The organism is Streptomyces sp. enrichment culture, from assembly GCF_964273145.1.
Lineage (GTDB): Bacteria > Actinomycetota > Actinomycetes > Streptomycetales > Streptomycetaceae > Streptomyces.
In genome coordinates this window covers 20656-40653 of record NZ_OZ186873.1, presented here as the reverse complement: position 1 = coordinate 40653, position 19998 = coordinate 20656, and the positions used below count along the sequence as shown (strand labels likewise).

The following is a 19998-nucleotide window of genomic DNA, read 5'->3' as shown; positions in this document are numbered from 1 at the left end:
GCTAGCGTGGGGCCCCCGACCAGGAAGGACTTCGATGAGCCAGACCGTGCCCGGCGGCTACACCGTGCGCCCCGCGACGCCGGCGGACGTCGACGACGCCCGCCGCGTCATGCTCGACACCTTCTACCGCGAGTTCGGATACGGCTACGTACCCGCCTGGCACCACGACGTCGTGGACATCGAGGGCACCTACCTCGACGATCCCCGGCACCTGCTGCTCGTCGCCGTCCACGACGGTGAGGTCGTCGCCACCACTGGTGTCCGTTCCGAGGGCCCCGCGCACCCGCCGCACCCGCGATGGCTGGCCGACCGCTACCCGTCCGGGACCACCGCCCAGCTCGTCCGCGTCTACGTCCGACCGGGACATCGGCGCCGGGGCCTGGCCCGTACGCTGGTCACCACCGCCCGCGACTTCGTCGCCGAGACCCCGGGCTACGCGTGCCTCTACCTGCACACCAACACCAAGGTCCCCGGCGTGGAGGCCTTCTGGCGCGGCCTCGCCAAGGAGGTCTTCGACGCCCGCGCCACCGGCGAACACGGACCGGGGGTCGCCACGGTGCACTTCGAGATCCCGCTGTGCTGACTCCCGCTTCTGTGCCGTAGCCAATTCTCATTCCGATGTCGTTCGAGAGGCTCTACGGACCGCTAGACGGTGTCCCGCCAGGCCGGCAGGTCCTCGTCCTCGTGCCGGCGGTGGTGCGGGATGGCCGGGCCGGTGCCCCGGTAGCCACCGTCGGCGATCACCGCGGGGTGGTACCGGCGGCAGCCTTCGCGCCGGACTCCTCCCAGGCCCGGCAGTCGTTGCGGTTGCCGGGCAGCACCGGCTTGCCGACGGCAATGACCGTGGGGACCCCCGGACGGAATCCGGGGAGGGCGTCGGCGTCGATGACGACCCGGTGATTGGTGGGGTGACGACAGTTCTCGCCGGAGGCGGCCACGGCCCGGTCACGGGTGGGGACCGGCGTGCCGTCGACGACGAGCACGGTGTCCTTGCGGAACCGCCCCCGGGGCTGAGGGACGAGAGCCGGCCCGAGGTGGTCGACGATCCGGTCGGCCGCCGACTTCGAGACGCCGAACAGCCGGGCGAGCCGGCGTAGGGTGAGGTTGGTGCGCCGGTACGCGGCCATCGGCAGCACTCGCTCCTTTTAGTGGCAGCGACCACGGTCGGCCCCTGCGGACCGGATCGGCCCCCTCGCGCCGCAGCGCGGTGATCAGCTTGTTGCACTGCCGAGGACCCAGCCCGGTGAACGGGCGTATCCACGAAGGCTCTGACGCCGTGATCACGTCAGCCACGGCGAGATCATCTCGCCTCTGACCAGCAGTTACAGGACAACCTCTAGGTGTTGCCGGACCTCGGAGGGCTGTCAAGGCCCTCACGTCCCCCGCGGGCCGCCAAGCGCGTGGGCCCAGGCCAGCAGTTCGGGGGCGTCTAGCGTCGGTAGCCACTCGTCGGCCCGGGTGGCGCCGCCGCCCTGCGGCCGGGGGCCGACGCCCAGGACCCGCAGGCCGGCCCGGCGGGCCGCTTCCACACCGGTCGGGGAGTCCTCCACCGCCAGCGCCCGGTGCGGGGGGACACCGCAGAGCCGGGCCGCCACGGCGTACACGTCGGGGTGCGGCTTGGGGCGCACGCGGTCCCCGGCGTCGGGGACGACGAGGTGCTGGAAGTGCGCGAGCAGCCCGGCCCGTTCCAGACTGCCCTCGACCACGACCCTCGGGCAGTTGCTGGCCACCGCCAGCGGTAACCGGCCGGAGAGCAGCCGTACGAGCCGGACCGCACCCGGCATCGTCACCGGTTCGTCGGTGACGAGTGCCAGGAAGTGGTCGAGAAGTGCGGCTGTCAGGTCCTCGGTCAGTTCGGGTTTGTGCACGGACTGTGCCATGAGCCGGCCGCAGTCCTCGTAGTGCAGGCCAAGGGCCTGCTCCGCGAACCCGGGCGGTGGCTGGAGTCCGTGCTCCCGGAAGGCCCGGCTGCGAGCCTCCTGCCAGTGGCGTTCGCTGTCCATCAGGGTGCCGTCGCAGTCGAAGACGACGGCTTCGGGCGACCAGGCGAGCAGATCGTGGTCCGAGGTGGTCATCGGGGGCCTCCCACGCCTTTGCGTGTACGCATGCGGCATTTCCGTATCCACAGGAAACGGAAAGATGGTTTCCGTTACGTTATTTCCATCCCGGTAAATCGGGCAATAACCCTTTTCGGTGACTCGGCGGGCGCCGGAAACGTGCATCCCGGCGACAGTCGTGACGCGACCACTGAGACCGTCAAAGCCGTTTGCTCGCGCGTCAGTTGTTACGCGTGCTCGGCCGCGCGGACCCGGAGCGTCTTGCGTCCGTCGCCACTCGCAAGCGTTCGCGTTCGAAAGAACTGTGTAATTGCCTCATGAAAGTGCCTGTTTGGGCTCCGGGCGTACGCTGGCGCACTGAATTCGCGGCCGGCGTGAGAACGGAGCGAGGGCGGACGGAACGTTGCAGGAATGGGCGAAGGCAACCCGCAGGTCACTGCTGGAAGCGGCTGCCCAATATTCGCTGAACAGGGATACGCGGCCACCAGCGTCAACGACATAAGCGCAAGGTCGGGCCGGACCAGCGGCGCGGTCTACTTCCATTACACCGGTAAGGAGGGAATCGCCGTCGCCGTCGTCGAGGACCGGTCCGCCACCTGGGCCCAGCTCGCTGCACGCTACGGAGACGAGACGGCCCCCGCTCGAACGGCTCGTCGCCCTCGGCTATGAAATCGCCCATGCCCTCACCCGGGATCCCGTGACGCGTGCCGGTGGCCGTCTGTGGGCCGAGCGCGCCGTCATCAAGGCTCCCGTTCCCGACCCCTTCGCGCTGTGGACCGCCGCCGCGCGGCTGCTCGCGCAGGCCCGGTCGGCAGGGCATGTCAACGAGCGTGTCCGCCCCGCCCGCACGGCCCGGCTCTGGTGTGCGCGTTCCTCGGCCTGTGCATCCTCACCGAGGCCCTCGAGGGCACGACCGTTCTCGACGGCCGCCTGACCGGCTGGTGGCACCTGACCCTGCCCTCCCTCCGGCCGCAACCGTCCCGGGGGAACTTCCCGGCAGGCCGGTGACGCACCCGTGCACGTCACCCCCGGTCGTCCGGCGGCACCGCCCACCGGCCCGTGCCTCCACCGCGCACACCGCCCGGCGAGTCGCCCATCGGCCTCACACGGCGACCGCGCATCCTCGCCTCGTCGCAGCATTGGTGTGTGGTCCGATCCGGGCTCTTCCAGGTGGCAGGCGGTGGCGATCAGGCCTTGTCATCTTGGTTGGCCAGGAGTCATGTTCAGTGATCACTGGTATGGATCAAACAGGCGCGCGGGAAGGATGTGCATGCTCCGGTGTTCTGACCGAAAATGATCACCGGGTGCATCGCGCAGAAGTCGGGTGCGACCGCATCGTGGGTCTACGAGCATGCGTCGCTGTGGAGATCGACGGCTTTGTCGTGCGCCGTGCGGTCGACTCCGACGCCGCTGCGGTGGCCGAGGTCTGGCTGCGTTCCTTCGCGGCGGCGCTTCCGGGCGTGCGCCGGGTGCATACGGACGACCAGATCCGGTCCTGGTCCCGGGAGGTGGTCGTGCCTGGCCGGGAGGCGTGGGTGGCGACGGTGGAGGCTCGGCGGTCGGGGTGATGGTGTTGGACGGGGAAGAACCGGACCAGCTCTATCTCGATCCGGCCTGGCAGGGGAGGGGTATCGGCAGCCGCCTCGCGGACCTGGCGAAGCAGCGTCGTCCAGCCGGGCTGACGCTGTGGACGTTCCAGGTCAACGAGCCGGCACGACGCTTCTATGAGCGGCACGGCTTCGTAGCTGCCGAGTGCACCGACGGGCACCGCAACGAGGAACGCGAGCCGGACGTCCGGTATGCGTGGCGACCCGGGAAGCAAAAGCCCTGAGGACGCTCAAGCCGTCGGGGTGAGTGGGCGTCCTCCCCGGCGGATGCCTTTCTCGCTGCGGACGCGGGCGCGTTCACGTCGTTGGGCGGCCAGGACGTCCGGGTGGCGGGCGTTGTGGTTGCGCCGGCGCGGGTATCGGTGCAACTGGCAGGTCTCGACCGTGTGGTTGGGGTGATTCAAGTTGGCGAGGGTGAATTGCCGCAGCGGCCCGAGGCGCGCCTCGATCGGGTTCGCCCAGGACGCGTTCGTCGGCGTGAAGCACGGTTCGACCTTGTTCTGAGCCGCCCAGCGCAGGATGCGCACGTTCCTGTGAGCGGAGAGGCTGTCCAGGATCACGTAGATCGGGGCGCGGTCCGGGCGGGCTCCGCGGATCGACTTGAGCGCGGCCCAGCTGGGAGTGATGTCCTTGCGGCGCCGGTTGACGCCCCACAGGGTGTCGTCACCGGCCGGGTAGCGGCCGTGGAAGTAGGTCACTCCGTGGGTGCGGAGGAAGATCGCCGGCAACCGGCAGGTCCTGCCCTCCTTCGCCCGGCGGGACCTGCCGGTCGGGCGGATGCCGAGCGGCCCGAACTCGTCGAAGGCGAAGGTGCGGTCCGGCCGCTCGGTCAGCGCGTACTCGATCCGGTCCAGCTTGGCGTCGAAGCCCGGGTCGGGGGACTCCTTTCACGACTTGGTGTGCTGGAAGGTGATCCCGCGGCGGGCCAGCGGACAGCGCAGGGCTTCGCGGCCCATACGTATCGGACGGGCGACGTTGCGCCGCAGATGATCGGCGAGCTTGCGGATCGACCAGCGGGTAAAGGGTTCGCCGAGCTTGGCCGGGCGAGTGGCGGCCGTCTGGATGACGAGGTCCTCGTCGTCATCACCGAGCAGGCGGGGACGGTGACCCTGGCCCTTGAGCACCTGATCGCAACGGCCACCGCCGCGGTCGCGGACGGCGCGGTACTGCTCATCGCCACGATGCTGCTGGGTGCCCTGGGAGCTGTCGCCCAGACCTGCGTGATGGCACTCGTGCCGCACCTGTTCCCGGAGTCGGACGCCCAGCTGCGGGTGAACAGCCTCACGGAGTCGGTGAGGAACGCGGGTTACATCATCGGCCCGCTGCTGGTCGGCCTGCTGACGGCGCATGGCGGTACCGGGCCGGCCTTGGCGGTTGGCGCGGGGACCTTCGCCTTCGCTCTGCCGGCCGTGCCGGGCATCAGCCGATGGCTGGTCATGGCGGCCCAGGAACGTACGGGGACAGCCGGCCCGGCCGAGGCCCCTGCCGTCGGAGCGGCCGAAGCGGTCACGGACGGAGCGCAATCCCTCGGGAAGACCGCGGGAGGCCTGCGGATCGGGCTGGCCCTGCTCTGGGCGGGAACACGGCGACGGACCACGCTCGCCACGATTATCTGGTGACCGGCGCCCATCCCGTCGTACCGCTGATGCTGGCCGCCTACCTCTGCGGTGGGATGGCCAACGCCGTACAGAACGTGGCCCTTCGCACGCATGCCATGGCCGACTGTCCGCCGGACGTGAGGGGCCGCCGGGCACCAGCGAGCGGACTGCTGGTGCCCGGCGGCTGTCAGGACGCGCCCGTCAGGCGCGTACGGCGAATGCTCAGCGAGGCCAGGCGCAGTGCACATGCCTGCTGTGCCCGGCGTTGCCCGGGCCGAGTACTTCCGTAGCGCCCAGCTTGCGGCAGGCGGCCATCAGCGCCTTGTGCGGGGCACCCGACCCGACATGCTTCCCGTTGATGTAGTTGATGTCGATCGCCTTGCCCGCGTAGTGGCGGGAGTTGGCGCTGTGTTTTCCTCCGACGATCTCCGACACGGTGACCCGGTACTTGTACTGGGTGTTCAGCTTCAGCAGCCCGTTGAGCATGCGGGGGTCCAGGGCCACACGGCGGTTCGGGTGGTGCCCCCACGGGCTCGTCAGGGCGCCCTTGCCGTTGGCGGTGTCGGTGATGTTCGCCTTGGCGGTGGAGCCCGCGTGAGTACCTCCCGGGTGAACGGTGGCCAGGGTGATGCCGCTGGTGCGCAGGATCTGCCGGGCAGTGGTGGCCCGGGTGTCCGCGGCCGCGGTGGCGTGGACCGCGGAGCCGCTCAGGGCTGCTGCGGCGACTGCCACCGTGATCACGCGGGCGAAATGGTGTGTCGGCATGCCGAGTTATCCCTTCGGAAACGTGGACCGTGGAGGGTGGGTGCCGGTCCGGGACAACAGATACAGGTGCCGACGGCCCAAGTCGGGACGATCCATGGCGATTCACCGCGATGGGTGATGTCTCTGACCACAAGGCGCCGGATTTCTCGCAGGATGGTGGAGCTTGTGCCGGCAAGCGCGGTGGTCGGCCAAAAGGACGCCCTGCTCGTGGGGAGGGCCGTGCCCACCCGCCGGGCGCGGAGCCGTTCATGCGCCTGTTCCCCAGTCCTGAACGGCCCGGTGCCGACGGGGGAGGAGGCGCCGGGCTCGCGTCCACCGCATCCACACCGGACGGCATCCTCCAGGTCCGCGCTGCTGTCGAACGAGGCGTCGCACGCCTGAAGTCCTGGCGGATCCTCCGCAGAAGCCGCTGCAGCCCGAACCGCATGACGGACATCGCCGCCGCGGTCCTCACCCTGGAGAGGCAACGCTGAAAAGGCTCATTGGCCAAGCCCCGGTAGCCCTCGTCCACCTCGGCTTTCACCGTCGGGTGCTGGCGCGACTGCTCGGCGACTCCCTCGGTGCGCATCGCTGTCCGGTCGCGCATGCGGCCCGGCCGCAGTGCACCGGACCACAGGAGGCGGCCCCGGTGGTCGCTGATCGTGGTCGTCTTCATCGTGTTCTGCCTACGCTTGCCGGAGACGAAGGCCCGGCGCCCGGGACGATGAGCTTGGGGGCGACGCACCTGGGTCTCGGTGCCGTCGATGCGCAGGCAGACGTCCTCGGCGGCCGCGTAGGCGAACACGTCCTCCAGGGTGCGCAGCCGCAGGCCGGGCCGGTCAGGCACGGTGAACCCGCGGTCGGCGAGTAGGGGCCGGACCTCGGCGATCGCGCGGCCGATGGTGGAAGACCCCACCTCGTAGATCACGGCCAGCGCGTCATGCTCAGCCCGGTGCGAAGCTGGACCAAAGTCACCGGCAGACGGTCGACGAGGACCAGTTCGTACTTCGGGCCGGCCCCGGCCTGCCGTTGGCGAGCACCCCGTCGCCGCACATGGCGCCCGGACTCGCAACGCGCCTGCCAGCATGGCGCGAGTTCTTCGATCAACTCACCGAGATGTCGCTGCGGGAGACCGCAGAAGGCGCGATGAGCCATGGCCGCGCGGGCCTGCTTGGTGTTCACACCGCAAGAACCCGCACGGCCAACGTCATGTCACGGTCGACGTCGACCGATCATGCGGGCTAGGCGGTGTCTTCAAATGATCTTGAATGATGGATCATGGTCGGGTGATACGTCGCCATGAACTGTCGGATGCCGAGTGGTAGTTCGTCCGGCCGCTGCTGCCCAAGTCGTTGCGGGGCAGGAAGCGGCTGGACGATCGCATGGTGCTCAACGGGATCGTGTGGAAGTTCCGGACGGGGTGGCCTGGCGGGATGTGCCCGAACGGTACGGTCCGTGGGCCACACTGCACACCCGATTCCGGCGGTGGGCTCTGGACGGCACGTTCGAGCGGATGCTGCAGGCCGCCCAGGCCAGGGCGGACTCGGCCGGGGACATCGACTGGCTCGTTTCGGTTGACTCCACCGTCGTCCGCGCCCACCAGCACGCCGCCGGGGCGCGAAAAGGGGGCTCCGCAGCCTCGCACTCGGGCGTTCCCGAGGTGGCCTGACCAGCAAAATCCATCTGGCCTGCGACGGTGTCGGCCGTCCGCTCGCTTTCACGCTCACGGGCGGCAACACCAATGACTGCACCCAGTTCACTGCGGTGATGGAAGCGATACGGGTGCCCCGTGTCGGCCCGGGACGGCCCCGAGTGCGGCCCTCCCACGTGCTGGGCGACAAAGGCTACAGTTCCCGGGCCATCCGCACCTGGCTGCGACGACGCAGCATCGGTCACACCATCCCCGAGCGGACCGACCAGGTCCGGAACCGGCTCCGGCGCGGCAGTCGCGGCGGGCGCCCACCGGCCTTCGACAAGCAGCGCTACAGGCAGCGCAACGTGGTGGAACGCTGCTTCAATCGACTGAAGCAGTGGCGCGGCATCGCTACTCGCTACGACAAGACCGCGGAGTCCTTTCAGGCAGCCGTCACTCTCGCGTCGCTCCTGATGTGGGCGTGATGTTCCGACGGTGAGCGGCGGGTCATCAGAGATGGAGCTCCGTCTCCCAGTCCTCGAAGGGCGGCTCGACCCGATAGCTCGGGTCGCAGCACGCTCGAACCCACTGCGCGACCCGGTACTGCGCATCCCCGTCATTCAGCACCATGCCGTCGGCGTCGATTTGCAGCACATTGCCATAGATCGCGAAGACCTGCTCCAAGGAAGAGCCGGAGTGAAAAACGGTCGAGCGATAGTCGACCCCGTCGAGCAGGTCCAGGTCTAGGGTCCCGTTCGCCAAGTAGAAAGCGAAGAGCCGGAGCGAAGCGCGCACGTCGACAGAAAGATGTCCCACCAAGGCATCATGCGCAGCTTCCGCGCCATCTTGGCAAGATCATTTGAAGACACCGCCTAGGCCGTTACCAGCGCACTGCGGTGAAGTCGACGGGGCAGGGCCGTAGTTCTCGGGTACGCACGGTCAGCCGTTGCAGCCGCCGGGCCATGTCGTCGCCGGGGAGGCGTTGGCGGTCGCCATGACCCGGCAGCAGCCATTCAAAGCGCAGCCGGTCGGCGGTCCGGGCCAGGGAGACGGCCAGCTCTCCGATGGAGTACCAGGTGACAGTATCGGTCACCTCGATGTCCGCTGTCGTGCGCGACCAGTAGAAGCTGTCGCCGCTGAAGCAGTATCGCTGGTCCGCGAGGTACAGCACACTGCCCCGCGTGTGTCCGGGAAGCGGGAAGGCGATCACCCCGTCGGCAATCTCTGTCGGGTCGGTGCCACGGAGCACACGATCGGCGTCCGGGGCGGCATCGAGGTCACCCTCGTGGATCCACAGCCGGGCACCGAAGCGGTCGGCGTAGCGACGGCCGTGCGCGGCGTGGTCGCGGTGGGTGAGCAAGACATCGGTGACGGGGCCCAGCGTCTCGTAGCGCGCGGCCAGCGAAGTGCTCCAGCGCGGCGTGTCCACCATCATCGCAGTTCCGTCGGGGCGGCGTAATAGGTAGGAGTTGGCTCCCGCGGTGTGCGCGGAGTTGTGCCCGCACAAGTACACGGTGTCGTCCAGGGCCATCGGAAAGGGGTCCCATGCTGCATCCAGCCGCCCGGCCGGGGGACGGACCGACCGGGTGGGGCAGGCATGCGCAGCGGCATGGAGCTGCCGGAGCTCGGATCGGTCGTGCGGCTGGCGCAGCACGACCGAGCGGCCGCCGACCTCGCCGACCAGGCCGGGGGCAAGCTGCCGGGCCACGTCGCAGTTCATGCAACGCCCGTCCACATGCCAGTCGCCCTCGATTCGTCCATCGCCCATGGCCCGCTTCCCTCCGCACGGCGCCCGCCGACCGGCCGCTCACCATCAGGGATATCTCGCGCTGGGCGGATAAAGGAAGAGAGTCTGGATCTTGTACTTACGGCATCGCGCTGCTCTGAGAGTCCGCCCCGGCTCGGACGGACCGGCGGCAGCACGGAACACCGGGAGCCCCAGAGCTCCTAACGGAATGCGGTTGGGGCGTGTCTTCCCGCTGGGTGACTCGGTTGGTTGGGTGTGAGGAAGCGTGACCCCAACCGTGGCTGGTCGGCGATGAGTTGTGGGTGCGGATCGAGTCCTTGCTGCCTGTCAGGCAGCGCCGGCATCGGCACCCGGGCAGGAAGGCGCTGGATGACCGCAAGGTGCTGTGCGGCAGCCTCTTCGTTCTCTGCACGGGCATCCGAGGGGAGTGGCTGCCGGCGGAGCTGGCTTCGGCTCGGGCATGACCTGCTGGCGCAGGCTGCGGGACTGGAACAACGCCGGGGTCTGGCAGCGCCTGCATGAGGTGCTGCTGGCCGAGCCGCGGGCCGCCGATCGGCTGGACATGTCGGGGGCGGTGATCGACAGCTCCCACGTCCGGGTGCTCAAGGGTGGCCCGAAACCGGCCGGAGCCCGGTCGACCGGGCTCCGGCCGGGTTCCAAGCACCACCTGATCTGCGATGCCACCGGCATCCCGCTCGCCGTCACCTTGACCGGCGGCAACCGCAACGACATCACCCAGCTCATGCCGCTTCCGAAGGCGGTCCCACCGATTCGCGGCAAGCGGGGGCGACCGCGCCAGCGACCGCGGGAGCTCTACGCGGACCGTGGCTATGACCATGACTGTTACCGCCGCCAGGTCTGGGCGAAGGGCATCAAGCCCGTGATCGCCCGTCGTGGCACCGAGCACGGCTCCGGCCTGGGCACCAAGCGGTGGGTCGTCGAGCAGACGATTGCGCTGCTGCACTGGTTCGGCCGCCCACGCATCCGCTGGGAGATCCGCGATGACATCCACGAGGCATTCCTCAAGCTGGCCTGCTCATTGATCTGCTGGCGCCGCCTGCGAGCCACATCCTGCTAGGAATTCTTACTGGGGGTTCCTCCGCAGCCGGCCGAGTGTCGGCAGTTTTGTTCCGGGCATGGAGGACCGACGCTGCCGGCCGATCGTGGCCCTGCCGACGGTCGCTGCCCAGGGCGCCGTGGTCTTGCGGCGCTGGGAGGGAACCCGGCCGGACTGCCGGATCCCGCGTGTCTCCGTGCAGCCGGTCGAGCGCCATCTGGAGAGCTCACCGCACCCGCCGCGCCAGAGCTAGACGACACAACGAACGGCAGTTCAGCCCATGCCGCCCCGGCGGGCACGCCGTGACAAGCCGAAGCGCGACAGGATTCCGAGCCGGGCCCGCTCTGGAGGGCCTCACCGTGATGCTCCTGACCATCGCCGAACGCTACGCCGAGGGCCGTATGGACAACCTTCTCGATGCAGACCACCTCACAGGCGTGACTCCGGCTGTACCGGGGGAGCGTCTGCCGGGGACCGTGGTGGGGCTCGCAGCCGTCCTGGTGATGGCTGGCGCGGCGGTCCTCGGCTTGCCCGACGCGGCCCCCATCCCTCCGCCGGTCGTGGTCATCCTCTTCGCGGTCGTCAACCGCGGGCGGATGCCAACCGCGGGGTGGTTCACCGATCCGATCACCCCCCGATGAGGCGGAAGGCATCGAGGAGCAGCGCCCCGTTCCGAAGGCCGGCGGGGAGCTGGCCGCGCGGTGCACCACGCACCCGGGCGAGGACCTCGCCGCGAGTGTGGTCGTGCCGGGCGGCGGGTCATGAGCGGGACCATGGACCGGAGATCGTCGTTTCGGCGCTGGTGGTGCGTCGCTCGAAGTCACGGACCAGGCGGTGGCTTCGCATCGGGTGGGCGAGGAACCGTTCGACGGTCCATCACTTGGGCAGCACCACGAAGCCGCGCATGTCGTCGGTGGGTTTGGCGATCGCAAGGACCGGAGCGAGCGCGGCCAGGCAGTGCTCGACGAGGCTGCCGGTGCAGCCGCCGTCGGCCCGGACGAGGTTCAGCCGGTGGTGTGTGCCGGCGGTGATCCGCGTCAGCAGGGCCTGGGCGGCGGTGCGGCCGCCGGTGTCCGCTGCGGTGACCACCATCGCGAGCGGCAGGCCGAGCGTGTCGACCACGACGTGCCGCTTGCGCCCGTTGACCAGCGTGCCGCCGTCGAGGCCGCGGCTGTCGGCGCCGACGACGGCGTCCGCTGTGACGGGCCGCGAGTCGATCACACCCGCACTCGGCTCGGCATCCCGGCCCAGCGTCTCGCGGACGGGTCCGCGCAGCCGGTCGTGGGACTCCTTGACCAGGCCGCGGTCGCGTCACCGGAGGGAGAAGGGGTGCACACGGTCCCACGGCGGGAAGGCCGCCGGCCTCGCCCGTCACTTGATGCCGTTGTCGGCGAGGCGGCGGATTGCGTCCAGTATCGCCCGGTGGCGGTACGCCTCCGGCTGCCCTCCCGGCCGCGTATTCGCCGCGACACCGGCGTGGGGAGGGGAACATCGAACCGATGGATATGCCCCATCGGGTACGTTTGCCCTGGAAAGTGACTATCTGTGTGCAGATGCTCAGGAACCCGGGAATGCAGCACCGGTGACGGCGACCCGATGGAGAAGCGCCATGCCCCAGCAGTACGACGCACTCGTGGACACGTACGCCCAGGCCGTCGACGTCGTCCGCTTCTACCGGGAACACATCGAGTTCCCCTCGTTCCTCCGCGCTCTGGGCCCGGTGCGGGGACGACACGTGCTCGACGTGGGCTGTGGCGACGGGGTCTACACACGCCTGGTCAGACGGCAGGGCGCGGCGCGGGCGGTCGGGGTGGACGTGTCGGAGGGAATGATCGGGGCGGCCCGGGCCCTTGAAGCGCGGCGGCCTACCGGTGCGGAGTACCACGTCCACGACGCCGCCACCCTGCCGGTGCTGGGCTCGTTCGACGTCGTCATCGCCACCCATCTCCTCCACTACGCGGCCGACCGGGAAACCCTCGGCGCCATGGGCGAGCGCATGTACGCCAACGTCGCCCCGGGCGGACGGCTTCTCGCCTTCGTCGGCAACCCGGACTGCGACGAGGCCTCCGCGGCCGCCGCCGGATTCCGCCTGGGGCGCCCCGCCCACCCGCGCGAGGGCGAAGCCTTCACGGTCTCGGTCCTCACCACCCCGCCCACCGTCCTGCGGGTGCACCACTGGCCCCGCGAGGCCCTCGTGCGGGCACTGCGGTCCTCGGGGTTCACCGACATCGCGTGGGAGCCCATGGTGAGCTCACCACCGGCGGCCGAGGACGACGGGGCGCGCGTCCGCCGCTGCCTCGGCTCCCCGGTCAATCTCCTCCTGCGCGCCCACCGGAGGTGACCGTGCGGATGACCGACCGGACACACGTGGCCGGAGACGAAGACGGGGGCGGGGACGGAAACACGGGCACGGACGGCGGGGACCGGGGCGGAGCGGTGTCCCCCCTCGGCACCCTGGAAACGCTGCGGGTGCTGCGCTCCCGCAGCGCGGTGCGCCAATACACCGGCGAACCGGTCGACAACGCCCTCGTGGAGGAGATGCTGCAGGCGATGCTGGCGGCCCCCACGGCGGCCAACAAGCAGGCATGGGCGTTCGTGGTGGTACGGGACCGGCGGCTCGTGCGACGCATCAGAGCCTTCTCGCCGGGGATGATCGGACTGCCTCCGCTCGTCGTCGTCGCCTGCTTCGACCGCACGAGGGCGGTCCAGGGCCTCGGCAACGGGCAGGACATCGGCCTGCTGTGCGTGGCGATGGCGGTGGAGAACCTACTGCTGGCCGCGCACGCGCTGGGACTGGGCGCGTGCCCCGTCGGCAGTTTCCGCCGCGAGCCCGTCGGCATGCTGCTGGGTCTCCCGCCCCACCTCCACCCGCTGCTGCTGGTGCCGGTCGGCCATCCCGCGCGGGAGTTCCCCCCCTGTGACCGCCGCGACCGGAGTGAGGTGATCAGCTATGACGGATGGACGGCAGCCCCCGGCGCGGCTCGCTGAGGAGACCGTGCTGCTGGCGGCCTTCCTGCTGAGCAGTGGCAGGGGCCTCCTGGAGGAGCCGCCGGGGTACGGCCCCGCCCGGTGCATGGACGGCGCCCGCCGGGCGCTGGCGGCGCTGGAGGAGTCCGGTGTGCACGACCCCCGGCTGGTGTCGGTGCGTACACGCCTGGAGGAATTCATGTGCGGGCCGATGGTCGACACGGACCTCACCGAACTGCTGGACGACCTGTGCCGGCAACTGGCCGGAGCGCTCGAAGGGCACGGCCCGCCCGAGGGGGACGTCGCGACCTGACCTCCGCTCCGCCCCTCCTCCCCGGTTCCCCGACCGGGTGAACCGCTGTTACCGCCGTCCGCAGCTTGGTATTCCTCACCAGGGGCGCACCCCGGAAAGCGGAGGCGCGCCGGAACATTCAGGAGGCTTGTCAGGATGAGCGTCACCCCGGCGCCGGAACACGCCGAGGAGTTTGTGGCGGAGCCGCTCACGCAACGCTGCCGGCTGATCTGGCAGCGAGGGGAACACGCACTGATCGGAGTGAGCTCCGGCAACAGCTACTTCAGCCGGGAGCGCCTGACAGGGCTGCTGAACTGGGCCCGGCGGCACTTCACCGCGGTGGACGTCATCTACGCCGACCTGCACATCGACACCACGCTCGCCGCCTTCGGCTGTCCCGAGGATCAGGCCGGCAGGCGCGGAAGGAAACGGGTCACGGACGTGCGGCGCAGAATCCGCCAGGCCGTGGAGTCGGCGGGCGGCTCCACGACGCGTTTGCGTGTCCGCGCCCTGTCCGAGTTCACCGCACAGCCGGAGTACCAGGCCGTCCGCGCCCGGACCGATCAGGCCCTGGAGACCGACCGGGAGTTCTCCGGCGTCTGCGAGGACATGGTGCGCAGGTACCTGGCCTCCTACCAGGGCGGCTCCGGCGAGGGCATCGACGCCCGCAAGATGGACGCCGGACTGAGCTACCTCAGAGCCGAACTCCCCTTCTTCGTCGACACCCCCAGCATCCTCAAAGTTCCCTCCTCGGTCTCCTGTTACCACAGGTCGGCGCCCCTGGTGCGGAAGCTGTACCAGCGGGGCCACGGCCTGGCCGCGGCCCCGAACCAGGCGTTCATGGTCGTCAGACCCGCCACGGGAGCCGACGGCCCCGGCGGTGGAGGGTGAGACGCCCCGACGGCGCCTCCGGGGAGCGCCCCCCGGAGGCGGCCGGCCCGGGCGCCGACCACCGCTGCCGCAGGGCCGCCCGCCGGGCCGCGGGGCAGGAGCCTCCCCGCCCTTCCCGGTACCGCGGCCGCTCCGGCGGGGCGCCCGCGAGGAACCCGGCCCCGCGCGGGGGGCCCGCCGACCCGGCCGGGAGCACCGCATGGTGATGACGCTGATGGGTGTCTCCGCCGCGTGGTGGACGGTCACCTATGTGCTGATCATCCGGGCCGGGCTGCGGGACCGCACCTACGGGATGCCGCTGGTGGCCCTGTGCGGCAACCTCGCCTGGGAGGGCATCTATGTGTTCATGTACCCGCACACGGGTGCGGCGCGCCTCTCCAACATCGTGTGGCTCCTCCTGGACTGCGTCATCCTCTACACGGCGGTGCGCTTCGGCGCGCGTGAGTTCCCCTGGCTGCCGCGATGGGGATTCCTGCTGGGCCTGGCGGCCACCGGGGTGGTGTGCTGGCTCGGCATGGACGCGCTGATCCGACAGTTCGGCGGCGTCGAGAGCGGCGGCACCTACGCGGGGTTCGTGCAGAACCTCGTGATGTCCTGTCTCTTCCTGAACATGCTGATAGGGCGGGGCACCACCGCCGGGCAGTCGATGGCCATCGCCGCCGGAAAGCTCCTGGGCACCGCCTTCGCCTCGGTCGCGGCATACCTCTGGCTCTCCGACGGCACCGTGACCCCGGGGCCGCTGCTGCCCTACATGTTCGTGGCGATCCTCATCCTCGACCTGACCTACCTGGCCGCCCTGTACGCCGTCGGCCGAGCGGCGCGGTCGTCCCGGACGGCCGTCCGGACCGGCCGGCGGCGGGACGGGGCCGGCGGGCCGCCGACGGGCAGCCGGCCGGCCACTGACGGGCGGCGCCCGGGACCCGCACAGGACGGCGTCCCTCGGCGCACGCGCCCCTCACCCCCGCAGGTACGCATCGCCGTCCTCCCATGAGCCGGACCGTCGCGGTGTGGCACTCATCGGTGGTGTACGGCGGCAGCGCACCGGCACCCCCGGCGCGGTGTGCCGGGGGTGTCCCACACGCCCCGGAGACCTGGGAGAGCCGTTGAACACCACCCGCAAACCCCCGAGTCCACCCTCCGACGGAGGCTTCCCCGCATCGCCGCGGACCGGGCGGACCGCACGGCATCCGGCCGCCGGGGCACCACCCCGCCGGACTCCCCGGCCCTCCTCCCGGCAGACCCCGTCCCGCGCGCCGGAGCACCGGGCGTCCGCCGTGACCGGGCCCGGCGGCGCGGGCGGCCGGACATGCCGGTGAACGGCCGGGAGCTGGACGCCGCGCGGATCCGCGATCCGCTGCTGCGGCAGGCCTACACGCACTGCGCGTGGCTGCTGCGCCGCAGCGGCCACGCGCCCCCGCCGTGGAGGTCCTCGCTCCCTCCGGCCAAGCGCCCCCACTGGGACGCCATGATCGCCTTCTGCAGATGCGCTGACGACCTGGCGGACGACCCCGGTGTCGGGCCGGGGGAGAGACTGCGACGGCTCGACTCCTTCGAACAAGAGCTCCGGCGGAGCCTGGACGGACACCCCTCCCGGGCCCGGCGGGCGACACCCGGCCGGCGCTCCCAAGCCCTCGTCTGCCGGGCGTTCGCCCACTTCGTCAGGGAGTGGCACATCCCCGAGGACAGCATCTGGGAGGCGAGCCGGGCGTTGCGGGCCGACATGACCGTCCGCGGCTACGACACCGTGGCGAGCCTCGAACGCCACATGTACGGCGTGAGCGGGCAACCCGCGATCTGGCTCGGCGCGCTGCTCGAACCGGTCGACGAGCGGGCCCGGGACGCTGCGATCGCCTGGAGCTACGGCATGCAGACGCTGGACTTCCTGCTCGACGTGGAGGAGGACCTGCGGCTGGACAAGCTCTATCTGCCCCTGGAGGACCTCCGGCAGTGCGGCCTGGTCCGCGAGGACGTCGAAGAGGCCGTGGCCGCCCGGCGCATGAGCGAGCCGCTGCGCAAACTCGTGGGTCTGCAGACCGACCGTGCCCGGCGCTATCTCGCCGCGGCCGAGGAGTGGGAGCTCCTCGTCCGCCCCCGCGGCCGGGAGCTCGTCCGCCGCTCGCTCGCCCAGGGAAGGACGATGATCGAGGGCATCACGCGTACCGGCAACGACCTGTTCGCGCTCGCCGGCCCCGGCTCGTGAGAGCGGGCCGGCTCCGGTTCCGGATCCCCGCCGGGCGCCACCGCCACCGAGAGGGAGCGGCTTCGGCAGGTGCGTCCCCGTGCCGGGAACCGTCTTCCGGGCTCCGGCACGGATCCCTGCCGGTGCCGGCCGTCGTCATGACCCGTCACCTGCGGCACCGGCTCACGCCATGAGCAGCAGCCCCGCCGCCAGGTCCGGCCCTGGCACCGGCCCGACCGGCACTGGGTGCTGGCCCGCCGCAGCCTCAGCCGCCCCGAGGAGATCTCCTACTACATCGCCTGCTGCCCCGCCGACACCACCCTGGACGAACTGATCCGCGTCGCCGGCAGCCGGTGGGCGATCGAGGAGTGCTTCCAGAGCGCGAAGCAGGAGTGCGGCCCGGACGACTGCCAGGTCCGCCGCTATCCCGGCTGGCACCGCCACATGACCCTGGCCATGGCCGCCCACGCCTGCCTGACCGTCCTGCGGGCCCGCCAGCTGGATACAGAGAAAGAAGGAACGGATCCTCCCAGCTCGTCCACTGCAGCCTCGCCGAGACCAGACACCTGATCACCCGACTCACCGATCGACGACCCGCACCCGTCGAGCACATCCTGCACTGGTCAGCCTGGCGCCGACGGCGACAACACCAGGCCCGCACCAGCCACTACAAACGACGCGGACACAGCCCCTGACCCGGCCATCAGTCAGCACAAACACCGTCGCAGTACTAAGCATCGACAAGCAGTAATCAGCGGACAGGAGGAAACATGTCATACGGTCAATCCCTGGCCAAGGGTGCCGGGGAAGGCACCCCGTCCTTTTGGATCATCGTCGTCGCCCTGGTCGCCATCGTCGGGGTGGCGTTCTTGGTGAGCAAGGCACGCAAGCGGTAGCACCACCCGCGAGACACGGAGGGTGTGTGGCGTACCGCCCGGCCGGTTCCATACCGGCCGGGCGGAACCCTGCCCGCAGAGCGTGCCGGAGGACGGGGCGCCGCTGTTGCTGACGGGCCTTGACCCCGGATCCTGGACACTCGAGAAACTTGGATCTTGAGTCCAAGGGGAACGGATGTTCCGTGGCCATGAAGAACTATCCGCCGGAGTTCAAGGCGGACGCGGTCGCGTTGTACCAGTCGCGGCCCGGAGCGACGATCAGAGAGGTCGCCGCCGATCGCGGGGCAACCACAAGCGGATCGCACGGGTGATGCGCAGTATCGGCCCGGCAGGCGTGCGGTTGCGTCGCAGGCACCGCGCCACTGCCGCGGACCCGGCCGTGGCGAAGGCCCCGGCCTCGTCAGCCGCGGCTTCACGGCAAGCGAGCCGAGCACGAAATACATCGGCGACATCACCCATCTCCCGGTGGACGGCAGGAAGTCCCTGTACCCGGCCACCGTCATCGACCTCGCCTCACGCCGCCTGGCCGGCTGGGCGATCGCGGACCACATGCGCGCCGACCTCGTCACCGACGCCCTGGCCGCCGCCGAACAGACCCGCGGCAGCCTCTCCGGGGCGGTCCTACACACCGATCACGGGGCCCAGTACACCAGTCGGGCCTTCGCCGACGCCTGCCGCCAGGCCGGCGTCCACCAGTACGTGGGAGCGATCGGCAGTTCGGCGGACAACGCGCTCGCCGAGTCCTTCAACGCGACGTTCAAACGCGAGACGCTCCAGGGCCGCAAGACCTGGTCCAGCGAACGCGACGCCCGCCTCGACGCGTTCCGCTGGCTCAACCGATACAAGACCCGACGCCGACACTCCCGCCTCGGACAACGCAGCAGTCCCGCCCAGAGCAAAGGAGAAGCGTCACCAACGTGACTCACATGCCCGTGGCCCATGGGCTGGGCCTGCGAGCGAGACCTCCAGATGTATGCCGGGGCTTGACCAGCAGCCTTCTACGCTGGTCAAGCCCCTACTCGGTCAGTTAACTGTCGGCCAGTGTGTGGTCGAGGAGGGGGAGCAGGCGGTCCCAGTGGCGCTGTAGTCCGGCGGGGTCGAAGGCGTCGGTGTCGGACATGGTGAACCCGTGGACGGTGCCGGGGTAGATCTCGGAGGTGTAGTCGACCTTCGCGGCGTCCAGGGTCCGATTGAGCTCGCCGAGGGCTCGGGGCGTCAGGTCGCTTTCGGCGTGGCCGAAGTGGACCTGGGCGGTGATCCCGGCGAGGGCGTCGGGCCCGTCTGCGCCCACGGGGCTGTGGAATGCGGCGAGGGCGGCCACCTGGCCGGGGTGAGCTGCGGCGGTGCGCGTCGCCAGGAGGCCGCCGATGCAGTAGCCGGTCACCGCGACGGGCCCGGCGTCGACCTCGGGCTGGGTGGTGAGGAACCCGAGGTAGGCGTTGGCGTCGCTCAGGGCACGTTCGGCGGTGTGCGCCTCGATCAAGGGCATCATCTGGGCCATGAGCGCGGGCCTGACCTCTTCTCCAATGTGCTCGGGAAGTTCGATCACCGGTGCCGGGCCGTGCCGGTAGAAGAGGTTGGGGACGAGTACGTAGTACCCGCGCCCGGCCAGTTCGCGGGCCATCTCCCGTAGCACGGGCCGGATGCCGAAGCCGTCCGCGTACATCAGCACCCCTGGGTGCCGCTCGCCGCGGTCGGGGAAGGCGGCGAAGGCATCGGCCCGGCCGTCCGTGGTGGGAATCTGCAACGTCTTGGTGGGCATGAATTCTCCTGTCGTGGTTGATGTGCCGAGGCTCTGATCAACACGACGGAGGCGGAGCACGCGCAGCAGCGCAAGATCCTCGATCGAACAGCGGGCCCGCACCGGCCCGCACGGCGCTCAGAGGAGCGCCGGGTCACCGATCCGTGTGTGGCGCAATGCCGTCCCGGTAGTCATGGCCAGACAGCGTAGCCCACCGGGCAGAAGGCGACGCCAGCACCCCAGTCACAGTGCGGCGCGACATCCCTGGCCCCGGCCAGGAGCCGGCGTCTTCCCTCCCTATCGGCCGTCGTCCACGCGATCTCGTACCCCGCCACATCGGCGTACCACAGCGCTACGTGACTTACGTGCCTACCGTCGGCATAGCGCCTTGACCTGCCAGGATCCTTTGCAACTCTGGATGACCCCGGCTGGCTGCTGCTGCACGCCAGCCAGCAGACCGGACTTCGTGAACGCCGCCGCCCGCTCCCTGCGCCCGGCGAGTACCTGCCCCGTTTTCGAGCAGCAGACCGCCCGATGATCCGTCTTTTCCGCCGCTGCGGCCAAGTCCTCGGCACTCTCAGTCCCGGCG

At 70.3% G+C, this 19998-nt stretch carries 19 protein-coding genes and 9 pseudogenes; 18 read left to right on the top strand and 10 right to left on the bottom strand.

Annotation, left to right across the window (positions count from 1 at the left end; genetic code table 11):
* The first annotated feature begins 34 nt into the window (after positions 1-34).
* Complete coding sequence (locus ACSU6Z_RS00280) at positions 35-583, top strand: GNAT family N-acetyltransferase (RefSeq protein WP_437041668.1); 549 nt, start codon at positions 35-37, stop codon at positions 581-583.
* A gap of 71 nt (positions 584-654) precedes the next feature.
* On the opposite strand, the pseudogene ACSU6Z_RS00275 reads toward ACSU6Z_RS00280, so the two are convergent.
* A pseudogene (locus ACSU6Z_RS00275) lies at positions 655-1293 on the bottom strand (transposase family protein); the annotation flags it as partial.
* Positions 1294-1373: 80 nt separating this feature from the next.
* Entirely contained in the window at positions 1374-2075 is a 702-nt protein-coding gene (locus ACSU6Z_RS00270; RefSeq protein WP_437041666.1) for an HAD family hydrolase, read from the bottom strand.
* 385 nt (positions 2076-2460) lie between these two features.
* On the opposite strand from ACSU6Z_RS00270, the pseudogene ACSU6Z_RS00265 reads away from it, so the two are divergent.
* Together ACSU6Z_RS00265 and ACSU6Z_RS00260 are read left to right on the top strand one after the other, a co-directional pair.
* Positions 2461-3065 (top strand): annotated as a pseudogene (locus ACSU6Z_RS00265) (ScbR family autoregulator-binding transcription factor).
* 353 nt (positions 3066-3418) lie between these two features.
* A pseudogene (locus tag ACSU6Z_RS00260) lies at positions 3419-3888 on the top strand (GNAT family N-acetyltransferase).
* Between the two features lie 6 nt (positions 3889-3894).
* Here the strand turns inward: ACSU6Z_RS00260 and ACSU6Z_RS00255 are convergent.
* Positions 3895-4773: pseudogene (locus ACSU6Z_RS00255) on the bottom strand (transposase); the annotation flags it as partial.
* Here ACSU6Z_RS00255 and ACSU6Z_RS00250 point away from each other — a divergent pair.
* Entirely contained in the window at positions 4768-5283 is a 516-nt protein-coding gene (locus ACSU6Z_RS00250; protein ID WP_437041664.1) for a hypothetical protein, read from the top strand. The pseudogene ACSU6Z_RS00255 and the gene ACSU6Z_RS00250 sit on opposite strands and share 6 nt — an antisense overlap.
* Positions 5284-5484: 201 nt before the next feature.
* Here ACSU6Z_RS00250 and ACSU6Z_RS00245 read toward each other — a convergent pair whose 3' ends face one another.
* Positions 5485-6027, bottom strand: coding sequence for a hypothetical protein (locus ACSU6Z_RS00245; RefSeq protein ID WP_437041662.1), 543 nt, complete (start codon positions 6025-6027; stop codon positions 5485-5487).
* A 347-nt stretch (positions 6028-6374) separates the two neighbouring features.
* Between ACSU6Z_RS00245 and ACSU6Z_RS00240 the strand changes: the two are divergent.
* Positions 6375-6500, top strand: a pseudogene (locus ACSU6Z_RS00240) (IS5/IS1182 family transposase); the annotation flags it as partial.
* On the opposite strand, the pseudogene ACSU6Z_RS00235 reads toward ACSU6Z_RS00240, so the two are convergent.
* Both ACSU6Z_RS00235 and ACSU6Z_RS00230 read right to left on the bottom strand, forming a co-directional pair.
* Positions 6476-6751, bottom strand: a pseudogene (locus tag ACSU6Z_RS00235) (transposase family protein); the annotation flags it as partial. The pseudogenes ACSU6Z_RS00240 and ACSU6Z_RS00235 sit on opposite strands and share 25 nt — an antisense overlap.
* Positions 6752-6930: 179 nt before the next feature.
* Positions 6931-7188, bottom strand: a complete 258-nt coding sequence (locus tag ACSU6Z_RS00230; RefSeq protein ID WP_437041660.1) for a hypothetical protein — start codon at positions 7186-7188, stop codon at positions 6931-6933.
* Between the two features lie 155 nt (positions 7189-7343).
* On the opposite strand from ACSU6Z_RS00230, the pseudogene ACSU6Z_RS00225 reads away from it, so the two are divergent.
* Positions 7344-8124 (top strand): annotated as a pseudogene (locus ACSU6Z_RS00225) (IS5 family transposase).
* Positions 8125-8149: 25 nt separating this feature from the next.
* Here ACSU6Z_RS00225 and ACSU6Z_RS00220 read toward each other — a convergent pair.
* The gene (locus tag ACSU6Z_RS00220; protein WP_437041658.1) at positions 8150-8455 is read right to left on the bottom strand and encodes a DUF7677 family protein; all 306 of its coding nucleotides are present in this window, start codon (positions 8453-8455) and stop codon (positions 8150-8152) included.
* A gap of 64 nt (positions 8456-8519) precedes the next feature.
* Positions 8520-9407, bottom strand: a complete 888-nt coding sequence (locus ACSU6Z_RS00215; RefSeq protein ID WP_437041656.1) for an MBL fold metallo-hydrolase — start codon at positions 9405-9407, stop codon at positions 8520-8522.
* Between the two features lie 260 nt (positions 9408-9667).
* Here ACSU6Z_RS00215 and ACSU6Z_RS00210 point away from each other — a divergent pair.
* Together ACSU6Z_RS00210 and ACSU6Z_RS00205 are read left to right on the top strand one after the other, a co-directional pair.
* Positions 9668-10464, top strand: a protein-coding gene (locus tag ACSU6Z_RS00210; protein ID WP_437050118.1) for an IS5 family transposase whose coding sequence is annotated in 2 segments (ribosomal slippage) — positions 9668-9827 and positions 9827-10464 — 798 coding nt in all. Because the reading frame shifts where the segments join, the coding sequence is not laid out codon by codon here.
* A 341-nt stretch (positions 10465-10805) separates the two neighbouring features.
* Complete coding sequence (locus ACSU6Z_RS00205) at positions 10806-11084, top strand: hypothetical protein (protein ID WP_437041654.1); 279 nt, start codon at positions 10806-10808, stop codon at positions 11082-11084.
* A gap of 235 nt (positions 11085-11319) precedes the next feature.
* Here the strand turns inward: ACSU6Z_RS00205 and ACSU6Z_RS00200 are convergent, their stop codons facing one another.
* Positions 11320-11694, bottom strand: coding sequence for a transposase (locus ACSU6Z_RS00200; RefSeq protein ID WP_437050116.1), 375 nt, complete (start codon positions 11692-11694; stop codon positions 11320-11322).
* A gap of 358 nt (positions 11695-12052) precedes the next feature.
* Between ACSU6Z_RS00200 and ACSU6Z_RS00195 the strand changes: the two genes are divergently transcribed.
* From ACSU6Z_RS00195 to ACSU6Z_RS00150, 10 genes and pseudogenes are all read left to right on the top strand, one after another.
* Positions 12053-12784 carry a class I SAM-dependent methyltransferase gene (locus tag ACSU6Z_RS00195; protein ID WP_437041652.1) on the top strand — a complete coding sequence of 244 codons (732 nt, stop codon included), beginning with the start codon at positions 12053-12055 and terminating at the stop codon, positions 12782-12784.
* An 8-nt stretch (positions 12785-12792) separates the two neighbouring features.
* Complete coding sequence (locus ACSU6Z_RS00190; RefSeq protein ID WP_437041651.1) at positions 12793-13431, top strand: nitroreductase family protein; 639 nt, start codon at positions 12793-12795, stop codon at positions 13429-13431.
* Positions 13394-13723, top strand: coding sequence for a DUF6092 family protein (locus tag ACSU6Z_RS00185; protein ID WP_437041649.1), 330 nt, complete (start codon positions 13394-13396; stop codon positions 13721-13723). The genes ACSU6Z_RS00190 and ACSU6Z_RS00185 overlap by 38 nt, the downstream gene beginning before the upstream one ends.
* Positions 13724-13858: 135 nt before the next feature.
* On the top strand, positions 13859-14593 hold the full coding sequence (locus ACSU6Z_RS00180; protein WP_437041647.1) for a tRNA-dependent cyclodipeptide synthase: 735 nt from the start codon (positions 13859-13861) through the stop codon (positions 14591-14593).
* A 199-nt stretch (positions 14594-14792) separates the two neighbouring features.
* Positions 14793-15584 carry a hypothetical protein gene (locus ACSU6Z_RS00175; protein ID WP_437041645.1) on the top strand — a complete coding sequence of 264 codons (792 nt, stop codon included), beginning with the start codon at positions 14793-14795 and terminating at the stop codon, positions 15582-15584.
* Positions 15585-15899: 315 nt separating this feature from the next.
* Positions 15900-16793: a phytoene/squalene synthase family protein gene (locus ACSU6Z_RS00170; protein ID WP_437041644.1), complete on the top strand. Its 894-nt coding sequence runs from the start codon at positions 15900-15902 to the stop codon at positions 16791-16793.
* A 183-nt stretch (positions 16794-16976) separates the two neighbouring features.
* Positions 16977-17342, top strand: a pseudogene (locus ACSU6Z_RS00165) (IS701 family transposase); the annotation flags it as partial.
* A 200-nt stretch (positions 17343-17542) separates the two neighbouring features.
* Positions 17543-17668: a hypothetical protein gene (locus ACSU6Z_RS00160; RefSeq protein ID WP_437041642.1), complete on the top strand. Its 126-nt coding sequence runs from the start codon at positions 17543-17545 to the stop codon at positions 17666-17668.
* 182 nt (positions 17669-17850) lie between these two features.
* Positions 17851-17979 (top strand): transposase, encoded by a 129-nt coding sequence (locus ACSU6Z_RS00155; RefSeq protein ID WP_437050529.1) that lies wholly within the window; start codon positions 17851-17853, stop codon positions 17977-17979.
* Positions 17955-18589 (top strand): annotated as a pseudogene (locus ACSU6Z_RS00150) (IS3 family transposase); the annotation flags it as partial. The gene ACSU6Z_RS00155 and the pseudogene ACSU6Z_RS00150, both read left to right, overlap by 25 nt.
* Before the next feature lie 106 nt (positions 18590-18695).
* On the opposite strand, the gene ACSU6Z_RS00145 reads toward ACSU6Z_RS00150, so the two are convergent.
* Positions 18696-19430: a dienelactone hydrolase family protein gene (locus ACSU6Z_RS00145; RefSeq protein ID WP_437041639.1), complete on the bottom strand. Its 735-nt coding sequence runs from the start codon at positions 19428-19430 to the stop codon at positions 18696-18698.
* Positions 19431-19998 lie beyond the last annotated feature (568 nt).